The organism is Actinobacillus lignieresii, assembly GCF_900444945.1.
GTDB lineage: Bacteria > Pseudomonadota > Gammaproteobacteria > Enterobacterales > Pasteurellaceae > Actinobacillus > Actinobacillus lignieresii.
In genome coordinates, this window is the sequence record NZ_UFRM01000001.1 from 1,720,001 (window position 1) to 1,733,441 (window position 13,441).

The window sequence follows — 13,441 nt, forward strand, 5'->3', positions numbered from 1 at the left end:
CGGTATTAGCTACAGTTTCCCGTAGTTATCCCCCTCCATAAGCCAGATTCCCAAGCATTACTCACCCGTCCGCCACTCGTCGGCAAAGAAAGCAAGCTCCCTTCCCGTTACCGTTCGACTTGCATGTGTTAAGCCTGCCGCCAGCGTTCAATCTGAGCCATGATCAAACTCTTCAATTCAAAAAGTTTAATCGCTCAATATTCTGCTTAGCTAAGTTCACTTCCCTTACCTAACCAAGTTAAGCAAAAAGAAAAATATGAATTTCTAGTTTAAGCACCTATTAAGACTTCAAGTTTTAAATAATATTTTCAAAATCAAGTCAATCAACAAGTGCCCACACAGATTGTCTGATATATTGTTAAAGAGCAAAAATAAAGTGGTCGGCGAGATAGGATTTGAACCTACGACCCACTGGTCCCAAACCAGTTGCGCTACCAAGCTGCGCTACTCGCCGTCAGTTACTCATAAGAGTATATTTTAAATGGGGTGGCTAATGAGACTCGAACTCACGACAACCGGAATCACAATCCGGGGCTCTACCAACTGAGCTATAGCCACCATTGCCGATTGAATATTGCTTTTGACCACTGGCGCGCTCGACAAGATTCGAACTTGCGACCTTTGGCTCCGGAGGCCAACGCTCTATCCAACTGAGCTACGAACGCTTATGATTTTCATCATTTTGTTTAGTGCGTCGCAACGAGGGCGTATATTATAGATTTCCCTTTTTGTTGTCTAGCACTTTTTGCAAAAAAGTTTAAAAAAATCATTCATTTGTTTTTAATTTATTCAAAATGAATAATAATTGTCATAATCGTTGATTTTTAAAGCTGTTTTGTGCAGTAGTAATATAGAAAACGTAGCAAATTAACTTGTCGTCGCCAACGGGTCGGCTGACTTAATAAGCGATATAACCATTCCAAACCGAGATCCTGCCAAATTTTCGGTGCGCGTTTCACTTTACCGATAAATACGTCATAAGTTCCGCCGACTCCCATATATAAGCAGTCGGGGTATTCTCGTGCGGCATCCGCAATAAACTTTTCTTGTTTCGGCGATCCCATTGCAACCGTCACAAGCTTTGCACCGCTTCGTTTTATACGTTCTATAACGGCTCGTTGTTCCTTATTATTAAAATATCCGTCCTGCAGACCGACAATATCCACATTCCAAGCGGTCAATTTTTGCTGAGTTTTTGCAAGGGTATCCGCCGTACTGCCGATTAAAAATACCGGAATGCCGAGTTCTCCCGATTTTTGCATTAGCGCTTCCCATAAATCCGCACCGGCAATCCGTTCCATTTGTTTAATATGCGGATATTTGCGTTTTACCGAACGAACGATACTAATACCGTCCGCATAGTTATATTCCGCTTGCTTAAGTAATTGTCGAATTTCAGGATCCTTCTCGCTCATCACCAGTTTTTCGGCATTCATTGCAATTAATTTGCCTGTTTTGAGTTCTCCTTTACTCATTAAAAAATCGACAAATTCGGTTTGATTCCTTGCAAGAAGAATATTAATCCCTCGAATTTCAGCCGTTGCTATCATTTTTATCTACCTTTGTTCTTGATAATCCAGCTTCAAAGCTAAGCGTAATTAATTTTGCCACGCACCAACATAATAAGAAAACGATACTAAAAAATGCCCAGCGAGAAATAAATGCGTCCATCCCCTCTCGTACCAATACGACTAAGTTAAACAGATTCGCCAGGCAATACGCTTGAATAATAGCGGAATAACTTTTGTCCTGATGATATGTTGCATAACTAAATAAACGATCGAAACTTTGAATAATCCCGCCGACCAATGCCATACCGAGAGTTATCATCGGCAATCCGCCCATAATATAGAAAGAGCCGAGTAGCGTCGGTGAAATCGCTAACCCCGAGAAATTGCCTAAAATTTCCCGTGTGAAATAATTTGCCGTATTGACGATATAAGGCGGTTTTGCCTGCCACAACCAATCCGGAATATAGACATAGAAATCTCGAACAATCGGCATTAAGCCTTGAAATTCAACCGGATAGTCTAAAATTTTGGCGAAATTTTCCCATGGAGAAAACGTATCTCGTGTCAGATATAAAAAAGTAAACCATGCTTCCGAGCCGCTTACCTTTAATCCGTAACGCGCTAACGCCAATAAAAACATGGCGCCGACCATCGCGCAACCGGCGATCAATAGCACCTTAAACGATAGATAATCTTTATAAAGCCCTAATAGGAAAAACAATAGCACCGCCATCGCTAAATTCGCTCGTGTACCGCCCACCGCAATATAGTGCAAACCGCCGAGCAAAACGCCTAATATAAGAAAAAGCCCCCATGCTCTTTTATTTTGATATAGGAAAAATAAAATTAATAATGCCGGCAGAAAGAAATAGAAGAAGCGTTTCAACCAGACGTGTTGAATCGCCGTCGAGAAAATTTGACTGTATTTTTCCAATTCAAACAATAACCAGCCATTAAGAGAAACAAACCAAACCAAACTACCAGCAGCAATTAATAATAAGAAACAAGCGGTCAAATTCGCTTCTGTTTTTGCAAAATTTTTTATATTTTCAACCGCTTGAGGTTTCTGAAAACTGACTGTTCCGGCAAAAAAATGGTAACTCAGCCAATAAATCAAATAACCCGCCAACATCACAAAAAGGGTTAGAAAGAGCGTTTCGGGTTCGGCTAACGGACTATCAAAGCCTAATGCCATTGCCATTGCCATTGAAAACGGAAAGCCCAGATAAAAAATCACCAGATACATCAGGCTAAACAGTAAATGGAATGAAAATCTCTGCTTTTGGTAATCGCTATAAATATAAATCGCTATCAGCCATACCGAGAGCAGATAAAAACCGGTTAATAAAGTATATTCAATCATCATGATTTACTGAGTTCCGTTAATAAGGTCAGCCATTGTTCGTTATAATGGGGAGCAAAAAATCCTATATTATTTTTATCGCAATTTTGCAGCTGTTGTTTTACTTGCCGAACTTTCGCTATGGTTAATTCATCACTATATAAAAACGGTACGTTTTCCGCTTGCATATCTATACAAAACGGATTTTCTTTAGTTAATGCCAGAGGAACATTTTGTTGAATCAATAGGCAGATCGTACCGATAGCTTGTTGCCGATTGAAATAAAAATAGCCTAAATCACACTGTGCCAATAATTGTTGATATTGGGTAAAATCCAATTTTTCCGTCAGAACCTCAACGGTATGTTTAGGGAATAATTCGACCGCTTGCCGTTTAACCTGCTCGATATAAGTCTGATTGTTTGACGGATAACCCATCGGGATAATAATACGCACGTCTTCAGCAAGGCTTTGTTTCAGCTGCGCTAATGCCGCTAAATGACGATTGGACGAATCTCCGGAATTACCGAGCAAAATCGTAAACCTCTGATTTTCTCTTGTATCTTGCATAACCGCTCGGCTCCCCATTTTAGTTGGGAAATACAGCACACGATCTTGAGTATCAGTGCGATTTAAGTGCCTTTTTGCAAATGTAAGATCGCCGCGAGTCGCCCATAATACCGGTAACTTTTGCTGCGCTAAACGGCGGATAAAGTAAAATAATTTGAATTTCCAACCGCTTGCTTCTTCATACAGATCCGCCCCCCAAATATGCCAGATACAGCGACAAGCAGACAAATAACCGAACAAAACGGCAAGCCATAACCAAACGTTATACTGACCGTGTAGAACAAACTTTGCTGTTTTCACTTGCTTAGCTGTCTGTACCACCGCTCGTGTAATCGCCTGACGAGAACAAAAAACCTGTAAATTCAATTCCGGATATTGTGTAAGCAAAGTTTGCTGTCCGACAACATAAAAATAATGCTGTTGCTCGGTTAATTTAGGCAATAATTGATCACGGAAAAAATTCAATACCGTTCGGTTATGATGCGGAATATCCGAACCTAAAATATGATAAATAGGGCGCATAACTTCTTTTAAAATTTGTTTAACTTGTTTTATTATAAGCGGGAAACATCAAACAAGCGGTCAAAAACCGCTAAAATCCTACCAATAAAATTAACAATAATTCTCACTAAAATCTACATATACCCTATTCTAAGTAGAGAACTACGACTAGATCAAATTTCTTGTATTTTTCAAAATTTTCTTCTTTTTATCCATTTTTGTTCTCGCTATGATTTAGCACATTAATTCCTACTATTTTAGTAGGTTATTCATTTTTTAATTAGTTTGGAGTGATTTTATGTACTGCGTTCAATGTGAACAAACCATGGTAACCCCGATGGGGAACGGTTGTAGTTTCGGTCAAGGTATGTGTGGTAAAACGGCGGAAACCTCAGATTTACAAGACTTATTAATCGCCTGCTTACACAGCCTTTCCGCGTGGGCGTTAAAAGCACGTGAACACGGCATTATCAACCATGATGCGGATAACTTTGCCCCTCGTGCGTTCTTCGCCACCTTAACCAACGTAAACTTCGATTCGAACCGTATCGTTGGCTATGCGCAACAAGCATTGGTTTACCGTAATCAACTGATTGCCGAAATTGCTAAAGTTGAAGCAAATCCACAAATTGACCACCCATTAGCACACATTGAACTCAAAGGCATTTCAATTGATCAACTTGCCGAACAAGCCAAAGAATTTGCGTTAGATACTGATCGTGCGGAAATCGGTGAAGAAGTTCACGGTGTACGTTTATTAGCGCTTTACGGCTTAAAAGGTGCGGCGGCTTATTTGGAACACGCTTATGTGTTAGGTAAATTCGATAACGATTTATATGTGGAATACCACGGATTTATGGCTTGGTTAGGCACAAAACCAAGCGATTTAAACGAATTACTCGAAAAATCACTCGCTATCGGCTCAATGAACTTTAAAGTGATGGCGATGTTAGATGCCGGCGAAACCGAAACCTTCGGTAATCCTGTGCCGGCTACGGTAAATATCCGTCCGGTGAAAGGCAAATGTATTCTAATTTCAGGTCACGATCTAAAAGACTTAAAAGAGTTATTAGAACAAACCGAAGGCAAAGGCATTAATGTTTACACTCACGGCGAAATGCTACCGGCACACGGCTATCCGGAACTGAAAAAATACAAACATTTAGTCGGTAATTTCGGTTCAGGCTGGCAGAATCAACAAAAAGAATTTGCTCGTTTCCCGGGTGCGATCGTGATGACATCTAACTGTTTAATCGATCCGAATGTGGGTGATTATGCCGATCGTATCTTCACTTGTAACATCGTAGGTTGGCCGGGCGTGGTGCATTTAGAAAAACACAACTTTGCACCGGTTATCGAAAAAGCGTTGGAATGTGACGGCTTCCCATATACCGAATTAGAACACTACATCACTGTCGGTTTCGGCCGCAAAACTTTAATTGACGCTTCCGATGCGGTGATTGATTTAGTCAAAGCAGGCAAATTAAGCCATGTATTTGTGATCGGCGGTTGTGACGGCGATAAAGAAGAACGCCACTACTACACGGATTTAGCCTATGCGTTACCGAAAGATACTGCAGTGCTTACACTCGGTTGCGGTAAATACCGTTTTAACAAATTAGATTTCGGTACTGTTAGTGATATGGGTGATGGCGGCTTACCTCGCTTACTAGACGCAGGTCAATGTAACGACACTTATTCGGCGATTATGTTAGCGGTAACGCTTTCGCAGAAATTAGGGATTGGCTTAAACGAATTGCCACTTTCGATTGTGCTTTCTTGGTTCGAACAAAAAGCGATTATCGTGTTATTAACGCTGTTAGCGCTTGGCGTGAAAAATGTTTATTCAGGCCCAAGCAAACCGGCGTTCTTAAACGAAAACGTGATGAATTTATTACACGAAAAATTCGGTTTAAGCGGTTTAACCACCCCTGAACAAGATTTCGGTCATATCATCCATAAATAATCGGCTAACGAAAAAAGAGCGGTCGAATTTTGCAAAATTTTTGCAAATTTCTCAGCAATTTTGACCGCTTGTTGAATGTAAGAACACATTGCGTCCCTACATATATCGAAAGGAACAACAAAATGGCAAATACCAATAAAAACCCTTTATGTATTAACGAATTACAGGTTTATTCAATCGTACAAGAAGCGCTAAATGTCAAAACGATTAACTTTATCGCACAGGATTTCTACCCGTACCAAGCGGGGCAATATGCGTTAGTCAGCGTTAAAAACACACCGCATATTACCCGTGCTTACTCACTTTCTTCTACCCCGGGCGAGAGCCGTTTTGTGTCGATTACCGTGCGTGAAATTGAAGGCGGCGTCGGTTCGACTTGGCTGAACAATGACGTAAAAGTCGGTGACCAAGTATGGTTCTCGAATCCAATAGGCGAATTTTCTTGCCAACACGTATTGGCGGATAATTACTTATTAGTCGGTGCAGGCAGCGGCGTTACGCCAATTATGTCAATGGCTCGTTGGTTATTAGCAAACCGCCCTGAAGTGAACTTAACCGTTATCCATTCGGTGCATTCGCCGGAAGATGTGATTTTCAAATCGGAATGGCAAGAATTAAAAGCCAAATATCCGCAACTCAACTTAGTAATGAACGCTTCGGTCGGGGCAACCGAAGGCTTTGCAAGCGGTCGAATTTCAGCGGAAATTATCAAAAATGCGGTGCCGAATGTGAGCGATTACACCGTGATGACCTGCGGCCCTGAAGCCTATATGGCGGCATTAAAAAATATCGTGCTTGAATTAGGTGTTAGCGAAGATCGTTTCTTTACCGAAGCTTTCTTTAATACCGCCTTAGCCGGAGAAATCAGTTCGGACAAGAAAACCACCCTAACTATTAACGCTGCAAAACAAATTAAAGCGGAAGTACCGGTTGGTATGACCTTATTAGCCGCATTAGAAGCGCAAGAACAACCGGTGGTTTCCGGCTGCCGCACCGGTTTATGCGGTTTATGCAAAACCAAAGTCACCGGTGGCACATACGAAGTGGTCGGTACCGGCGATTTAACCGAAGAGGAAATCGCACAAGGCTATGTACTGGCGTGTAGCTGCCGTGTAAAAGAAAACGTATCGGTTTCTTTATAAATTTTATAAACAAAAAAACCTCAAAGGAAATCTTTGAGGTTTTAATTTTTTAGGTAGCGACGAAACGCAAATAAGCAGATAAAGAAATAACAAAAATAAGTCAATAAATAGGTTTGTACCGCACCTTCCGCACCATTTAACGGAATCAACCAATGCCCGATAGTAATCAATAACGTTAATTGACAAACTTCCGCCAACACATACAGCTTTAACGAGGCTTTCGCCACGACTAAATAGCCGAATACGTAAGCAACCACTTTAAAAACATCTCCGATTAATTGCCAAATAAACAATGATTCCATCGGTAAAAATTGTTCGGAATATAAGGTCAGAATGATTTCACGCTTTAAAACAAATACCGATAAACCGGTAGCGATTGCAAGAATTCCAACAAATTTAACCGCTTTAATCAACTCGCGTTTAATTTCAGATTTTTGGGTTAATTTGGCAAACGTCGGTAATAAATATACCGAGAAAACCGCCGTAATCAGTTGCAAATACGCATCGGAAATTTTACTTACCCCTTGCCATAAGCCGACCTGCTCAAGCGAATGAGATTCCATCAGTAAATCACGCAACAAAATATAAGCGAGCGGTAACGTGATTGCCGTTGCGAATACCATACCGCTGAACTTAAATAAATTTCGCGCATATTGCCAATCAAACTCGCCTTTCTCCCTAAAACGAAATACGGAACCTTTCGGTTTTAGAAAATAACCGGCGGGTAACCAAGCTAACGCCGATATAGCCGCCAGCCCGATTAACGCCCCCGAATAATCGCACACATATAATCCGCTTATAAAAACGCTAACCGCAAGAAATATGCCGATACTCTGACTTATCGCATTGGCTTTCGCCTGTCGATACCCTCTTAAAATAGCCAATAGATAGTTACTGCTCGCAATGCCGAATTGGATAATCCCCGTCGCAATAATTACCGTTTGATAATCTACGGAATAGAAAATCCATTCGCTGATTTTTGCGGAAAAGAAGATAAAAACGACCGCCAGTACGGCGGAAAAGCTCAATACAATCCTACTCGCCGTGACAAATAATCTGTGTAATTTTTGCGGCTCGTGTTCAAATTCCGCTACATATTTCGTCACACCGTGAAAGATACCGCCGCCGGCAAATGCGCCCAGCACGGTAATCAGCGTCATAAAATTCGCCGCTTGCCCTAAGCCTTCCAACCCGAATTGCAAGGCAAACAGCTTTACCAATATTAAACTAATAGCGATTTTAAATGCGGTGGCGCTTGCCGTCCAAACGGCCGTTTTGCTCAATGATTGCATTGATGTAGAAATTCCAATATAACCCGAATAATTTTATCCGATTCTTGCGGTTGTAAATTATAAAATAGCGGTAAACGCACCAAGCGTTCGCTTTCCGAAGTAGTAAAACGGTCTTCACCGATAAAAGTACCAAACCGCTTCCCGGCAGGGCTGCTATGTAGCGGCACATAATGAAAGACCGCTAAAATTCCGTGTTGTTTTAGCCGTTCGATAAAGTCATTACGTTCATCCGAATTGCGCCATTTCAGATAAAACAGATGGCCGTTTTGTTCACATTCGGGCGGGCAAGTCGGTAACTCAAGACGACCTTGTTCGGCAAACGGACGTAAGACTTCAAAATAGCGTTGCCAAACGGCTAAACGAGTCTGCTTGATGTGTTGTGCGACTTCCAATTGTGCATATAAATAGGCCGCTTGTAATTCCGACATTAAAAAACTGGATCCGAGATCTCGCCAAGTATATTTATCCGTTTCTCCACGAAAGAATTGACTACGATTTGTACCTTTTTCTCGGATCACTTCCGCACGAGCAATAAATCGATCATCATTAATCAATAAAGCACCGCCTTCACCGCCGGCACTATAATTCTTAGTTTCGTGAAAACTATAACAGCCGAAATGCCCGATCGTGCCTAATGCTTTGCCTTTATAAAAAGACATTGCCGCTTGCGCCGCATCTTCGATCACATACAACCGATATTTTTCGGCTATTGCCATAATCGTATCCATTTCACAGGCGATACCGGCGTAATGTACCGGCACAATCGCTTTGGTTTTCGGTGTAATCGCCGCTTCAATTTTCGTTTCATCAATATTCATCGTATCGGGACGAATATCGACAAACACAATCTTTGCTCCACGCAATACAAATGCGTTAGCGGTCGAAACAAAGGTATAACTCGGCATAATCACTTCATCGCCGGCTTGAATATCGATTAATATCGCCGCCATTTCCAATGCAGCGGTACAAGACGGCGTAAGCAATGCTTTTGCCGTACCGAATTGATTTTCCAGCCACCGCTCGCAACGCCGGTTATAAAAGCCGTCGCCGGACAATTTCCCGCTTGCCATCGCTTGTTGCATATAACCGAGTTCCGTACCGACAATCGGCGGTTTATTAAAAGGAATTTGCATACATTATTATTTCCGATAAAACCAATAAGCCGTCGCTAATATGCTCGCACCCTGCGTTAAATAAAGATTCATCGCAGGCAAGTTACCGATTTGAGTCGAAACTAAAAGCGAATTGGCTCCCTGTCGTTTCGCCCAATTTTGCGCCGCTTGTAACAATATGGTTGCAATGCCTTGTCGTTGGAATGCAGGCGAGACCGCTAATAAACCGACCTTCGCTTGTTCGCCGGCTAAACGCAAGCTGATTCCGCCCTGAATTTGACCGCTTGTTGTTTTTAAAACCAAACAAAGCTGATCAAATTCGCCTCGTACTGCACGGGCAATCCAAGTTTGGTACAGACGTTGATTTTCCGCTGCTGAAAACCAAGGCTCTCGAAAGCGACTTGTCGGAAAGGCTTGCCCGAATAACGTTTCCAATTGCTTAATATCTTCAATCGTTGCTGCTTCGCAAGCGGTTATTTTTTCTTGATAGTTTACAAGGTCAAAACCGAACTCGATTTCGCCTTCAACAAATTGAAAGCCTTGTGCCTGTAACTGTTGAATTTTTGGATAATCTTGAGCGGCGACCTTCGCTTGTATAATCGGACGGGCGAAGAAATCCGACAGCCACGGATCCGGGGTAAAACATTGCATTATAATTGACTCCATATCCCTTTCGTATCAATTAACCACGGTACGCTCATCGTGTCGGGCGATAGGTTTTTAAATGCGGTATGATCAACTAATAACAGTAAAATATCCGCTTTCTTAATCGCCTGTTCAAAACCGACCAGCTCGACTTTACCTCTCAACGATGGTGGCAATGCATTAATATGCGGTTCCACCGCTAACACCACCCCTCTATGCCAATCGGCAAGATATTGGGTAATTGCCAATGCCGGACTGCCTCTTAAATCATCAATATCCGCTTTAAAGCTTAGCCCTAAACAAGCGATTGTCACATCACCGGCTAAACAATTTCGGCGATTCACACAATCGGCTAATGCCTGTTTCACTTTCTCTATCACCCATTGCGGCTTACTGTCGTTTACTTCTCGTGCGGTACGAATTAAACGGGATTGGTCTGGCGTTTGTGCCGCAATAAACCACGGATCGACCGCAATACAATGCCCGCCGACACCGGCTCCCGGTTGCAGAATATTTACACGCGGATGACGATTCGCCAATCGGATCAGCTCCCATACATTTATGTTGAGTTTATCGCAAATCATTGATAATTCGTTGGCAAACGCCAGATTCACGTCACGGAAGCTATTCTCGGTTAATTTGCACATTTCCGCCGTGCGTGCATCGGTGGCGATACACTCTCCTTTGACAAAAATTCGGTATAAATCGACCGCTTGTCGGGTGGATTCGGCAGTCAGTCCGCCGATAACTCGATCATTTTCAAACAATTCAATCATCACTCTGCCCGGTAGCACGCGTTCCGGACAATAAGCAATATAAATATCGGCATTGTCGTTACCTTGAGTCGGAAAACTCAGATCAGGACGAAGTTTTTGCAACCATTTTGCCAATTTTTCTGTTGTCCCAACCGGAGAAGTCGATTCCAATACAATCAAATTTCCTTTGACTAAATAGGGAGAGATTGCTTTCACCGCTTGCTTAATATACTGAAGATCAGGCTGGTGGTTATATGTGAGAGGCGTTGGCACGGCGATCACAAATACATCGGCAGGATCGGGAGTCTGCGTTGCAAAAAGTAAGCCGTTTTCGACCGCTTGTTTAACCGCCTCTTCAAGCTGCGGCTCAACAAAATGAATCCGACCTTGATTAATTTTTGTAACGACATCGGGATTAATGTCCACACCCAAAACGGACTTACCGCATCTGGCGAAAGCAACCGCTGCCGGCAGCCCGATATAACCCAGTCCGATAATCGCAATTCGATTAAACGTATTCATATGATATTTCTCGTTTGGCTTTAAGTTCGTCCGTAACAAAAAACAGGCTTTGTCTTTTCCAAGAACAAAGCCTGCCGACTAATTCAATATTTGTTTAAGTACGTCAATAATATATCGGCAAGCATTCTCCTTTGCATAAGGATTCTTTGCTTGCGCCATCGTTCGATAAATCCGCTTATCGGTTAAAAGCAAGCTCACCTCTTGCACAATGCTTTTAGCTTCGGTTCCAACCAGACGAACCGTTCCCGCCGCAACCGCTTCCGGACGTTCGGTTGCGTTACGCATTACCAACACCGGTTTATTTAATGCGGGAGCTTCTTCTTGAATACCGCCGGAATCGGTCAAAATCAAATAAGCGCGTTCCATTAAATAGACGAAGGACAAATACTCTTGCGGCTCGATTAAGAAGATATTTTCCACTCCGCTAAGTAAACGGCTGACCGGTTCGCGTACGCAAGGATTAAGATGTACCGGATAAACAATCTGCACATCGGTATGCCGTTTGGCAAGCGTGACCAACGCTTCGCAAATATGTTCTAAGCCTGCGCCGAAACTTTCTCGGCGGTGTCCGGTAACCAAAATGAGTTTTTTCCGCTCGTCTAAAAATTGATAATGTCGATTCAAGTTTTTAACCAAACTTTTATCCCGTCGGATTCGGGAGGATACGCAATGTAACGCATCAAGCACCGTATTGCCGGTTACCCAAATCTTATCGGGCGCTTTATGTTCTTGTAATAAATTTAGACGTGCTTGCTCGGTCGGTGCAAAGTGATAGTCGGCTAATACGCCGGTCAGGCAACGATTAGCTTCCTCCGGAAACGGTGCATAGCGGTCACCGCTACGCAAGCCCGCTTCGATATGTCCGACCGGAATTTGATGATAATAGCAGGCGAGTGCGGCGGCAAAAGTAGTAGTGGTATCGCCGTGTACCAATACCATATCAGGACGATAGCGTGCGAACAGATCTTTCAGCGATTGTAAAATTCGTACGCTGATGTCGATTAGATCTTGCCCGACTTGCATAATATTTAAATCAAAATCGGGTCGAATTTCGAAAAGGTTCAAAACTTGATCCAGCATCTCTCGATGCTGACCGGTTACGCAGACCTTTGCCTCAAAACTCGCATCCTCCGCCAACATTTTTGCCAGCGGAGCCATCTTGATCGCTTCCGGTCGCGTACCGAATACGCTGAGGATTTTAATTTTGTTCGGCATCTGCTGGTTTTTTTCGTAATAATCCCATTGTTGAAACAATGACCATACCGAGTAATAAGCCGACTAAAGCACCGATCATCATCCATAACGTTGGATTCGGCGTGTCGGGGGTTAAAGGCACGCTTGGCGTTTTTACAAATCTGAATGCGGTTAATTGATCGTCTAACGGCTGCACGGAACGCATTAAATTTAACTTACCGTTCCAATCTTGGGTCGCAATCTGGTTACCTTGTTGTATTGCGCCAAGTTTAATATCCGCCGCACTTTTTATTTGTTGAAACAGATTTTTCCACTTGGCGACAAGTTCGGCATTTAAAGTCTGCTTGGTTTGCTGATTGGCAAACGCAATAAAATCGTTTAATAACTTATACGCTTCTTCCGGATTAGCGGAACGTACGCTTAAGCTGTCAAAAGGTTGCGTTTTGGTCGCCGCTTGAAATACGAATTGTTCCGCGAGACTTTGTGCCGTCATAACGATAGGTTGATGAGTCAATTGCGCTTTTAACTTAACCGTTTCGGTCTGAGCAAGAAATTCGACTAATACGTCCGCGGAGATTAAATTACGTTTAAACTCGTTATAACTACCGAGCGTTGCCGAATCCTCCGCTTTACGACCGATTTCCGGCGCAAGAGAAAGAGAGCCTTTATCGTCCGCGATAACATTGTAACTCACCCCATCGCCGCCGTTTAAAAAAGTATAGGTAGAGAATAAGGTATAATAATTACCCAGCGCCGATACTTTCGGCGGCTCAAATTCTGCCGTCGCTTTCCAAGTTTGCGTGTCAAGCGAACTTAATCCGAATCCGCCCGCCACACCGACGGCAGTACTTATAATTAACGTGAACAAATAACGTAATAGCATAAATAAT

Annotated in this window: 11 protein-coding genes, 3 tRNA genes and 1 rRNA gene (1 of these 15 only partly in view); 2 read left to right on the top strand and 13 right to left on the bottom strand. The window is 42.7% G+C overall.

Features of this window, described 5'->3' with window-relative positions:
* From DY200_RS08015 to DY200_RS08045, 7 genes are all read right to left on the bottom strand, one after another.
* A 16S ribosomal RNA gene (locus tag DY200_RS08015) occupies nucleotides 1–179 on the bottom strand (it extends 1,363 nt beyond the left edge of the window).
* Nucleotides 180–377: 198 nt separating this feature from the next.
* Nucleotides 378–454: transfer RNA gene (locus DY200_RS08020), tRNA-Pro, on the bottom strand.
* Between the two features lie 28 nt (nucleotides 455–482).
* A tRNA-His gene (locus DY200_RS08025) sits at nucleotides 483–558 on the bottom strand.
* A gap of 30 nt (nucleotides 559–588) precedes the next feature.
* Nucleotides 589–665: transfer RNA gene (locus tag DY200_RS08030), tRNA-Arg, on the bottom strand.
* A gap of 159 nt (nucleotides 666–824) precedes the next feature.
* The gene (gene wecG / locus DY200_RS08035) at nucleotides 825–1,550 is read right to left on the bottom strand and encodes a lipopolysaccharide N-acetylmannosaminouronosyltransferase (RefSeq protein ID WP_115587613.1); all 726 of its coding nucleotides are present in this window, start codon (nucleotides 1,548–1,550) and stop codon (nucleotides 825–827) included.
* Entirely contained in the window at nucleotides 1,534–2,877 is a 1,344-nt protein-coding gene (gene wzyE / locus DY200_RS08040) for an ECA oligosaccharide polymerase (RefSeq protein ID WP_115587614.1), read from the bottom strand. The genes wecG and wzyE overlap by 17 nt, the downstream gene beginning before the upstream one ends.
* Nucleotides 2,874–3,944: a TDP-N-acetylfucosamine:lipid II N-acetylfucosaminyltransferase gene (locus DY200_RS08045; RefSeq protein ID WP_115587615.1), complete on the bottom strand. Its 1,071-nt coding sequence runs from the start codon at nucleotides 3,942–3,944 to the stop codon at nucleotides 2,874–2,876. Before DY200_RS08045 ends, wzyE begins: the two co-directional genes overlap by 4 nt.
* A 277-nt stretch (nucleotides 3,945–4,221) precedes the next feature.
* Here DY200_RS08045 and hcp point away from each other — a divergent pair, with 277 nt between their 5' ends.
* Nucleotides 4,222–5,889 carry a hydroxylamine reductase gene (gene hcp, locus DY200_RS08050; protein ID WP_115587616.1) on the top strand — a complete coding sequence of 556 codons (1,668 nt, stop codon included), beginning with the start codon at nucleotides 4,222–4,224 and terminating at the stop codon, nucleotides 5,887–5,889.
* A gap of 122 nt (nucleotides 5,890–6,011) precedes the next feature.
* Nucleotides 6,012–7,031: an NADH oxidoreductase gene (hcr, locus tag DY200_RS08055; protein ID WP_115587617.1), complete on the top strand. Its 1,020-nt coding sequence runs from the start codon at nucleotides 6,012–6,014 to the stop codon at nucleotides 7,029–7,031.
* A gap of 41 nt (nucleotides 7,032–7,072) precedes the next feature.
* Here hcr and wzxE read toward each other — a convergent pair whose 3' ends face one another.
* The 6 genes from wzxE to DY200_RS08085 form a co-directional block, all read right to left on the bottom strand.
* Nucleotides 7,073–8,323 carry a lipid III flippase WzxE gene (gene wzxE / locus DY200_RS08060; RefSeq protein WP_115587618.1) on the bottom strand — a complete coding sequence of 417 codons (1,251 nt, stop codon included), beginning with the start codon at nucleotides 8,321–8,323 and terminating at the stop codon, nucleotides 7,073–7,075.
* Nucleotides 8,311–9,456: a dTDP-4-amino-4,6-dideoxygalactose transaminase gene (gene rffA / locus DY200_RS08065; protein WP_115587619.1), complete on the bottom strand. Its 1,146-nt coding sequence runs from the start codon at nucleotides 9,454–9,456 to the stop codon at nucleotides 8,311–8,313. The genes wzxE and rffA overlap by 13 nt, the downstream gene beginning before the upstream one ends.
* A 6-nt stretch (nucleotides 9,457–9,462) precedes the next feature.
* On the bottom strand, nucleotides 9,463–10,086 hold the full coding sequence (rffC, locus tag DY200_RS08070; protein ID WP_115587620.1) for a dTDP-4-amino-4,6-dideoxy-D-galactose acyltransferase: 624 nt from the start codon (nucleotides 10,084–10,086) through the stop codon (nucleotides 9,463–9,465).
* Nucleotides 10,086–11,357, bottom strand: a complete 1,272-nt coding sequence (gene wecC, locus DY200_RS08075) for a UDP-N-acetyl-D-mannosamine dehydrogenase (protein ID WP_005605478.1) — start codon at nucleotides 11,355–11,357, stop codon at nucleotides 10,086–10,088. Before wecC ends, rffC begins: the two co-directional genes overlap by 1 nt.
* Nucleotides 11,358–11,435: 78 nt before the next feature.
* Nucleotides 11,436–12,572: a non-hydrolyzing UDP-N-acetylglucosamine 2-epimerase gene (gene wecB / locus DY200_RS08080; protein WP_115587621.1), complete on the bottom strand. Its 1,137-nt coding sequence runs from the start codon at nucleotides 12,570–12,572 to the stop codon at nucleotides 11,436–11,438.
* Nucleotides 12,556–13,434, bottom strand: coding sequence for a transporter (locus DY200_RS08085; protein WP_115587622.1), 879 nt, complete (start codon nucleotides 13,432–13,434; stop codon nucleotides 12,556–12,558). The genes wecB and DY200_RS08085 overlap by 17 nt, the downstream gene beginning before the upstream one ends.
* Between the last annotated feature and the right edge of the window lie 7 nt (nucleotides 13,435–13,441).

What these genes read in the sequence shown, in the direction of transcription:
- wecG (WP_115587613.1), bottom strand. Translation starts at nt 1,550, where the DNA reads ATGATAGCAACGGCTGAAATTCGAGGGATTAATATTCTTCTTGCAAGG.
- wzyE (WP_115587614.1), bottom strand. Translation starts at nt 2,877, where the DNA reads ATGATGATTGAATATACTTTATTAACCGGTTTTTATCTGCTCTCGGTA.
- DY200_RS08045 (WP_115587615.1), bottom strand. Translation starts at nt 3,944, where the DNA reads ATGCGCCCTATTTATCATATTTTAGGTTCGGATATTCCGCATCATAAC.
- hcp (WP_115587616.1), top strand. Translation starts at nt 4,222, where the DNA reads ATGTACTGCGTTCAATGTGAACAAACCATGGTAACCCCGATGGGGAAC.
- hcr (WP_115587617.1), top strand. Translation starts at nt 6,012, where the DNA reads ATGGCAAATACCAATAAAAACCCTTTATGTATTAACGAATTACAGGTT.
- wzxE (WP_115587618.1), bottom strand. Translation starts at nt 8,323, where the DNA reads ATGCAATCATTGAGCAAAACGGCCGTTTGGACGGCAAGCGCCACCGCA.
- rffA (WP_115587619.1), bottom strand. Translation starts at nt 9,456, where the DNA reads ATGCAAATTCCTTTTAATAAACCGCCGATTGTCGGTACGGAACTCGGT.
- rffC (WP_115587620.1), bottom strand. Translation starts at nt 10,086, where the DNA reads ATGCAATGTTTTACCCCGGATCCGTGGCTGTCGGATTTCTTCGCCCGT.
- wecC (WP_005605478.1), bottom strand. Translation starts at nt 11,357, where the DNA reads ATGAATACGTTTAATCGAATTGCGATTATCGGACTGGGTTATATCGGG.
- wecB (WP_115587621.1), bottom strand. Translation starts at nt 12,572, where the DNA reads ATGCCGAACAAAATTAAAATCCTCAGCGTATTCGGTACGCGACCGGAA.
- DY200_RS08085 (WP_115587622.1), bottom strand. Translation starts at nt 13,434, where the DNA reads ATGCTATTACGTTATTTGTTCACGTTAATTATAAGTACTGCCGTCGGT.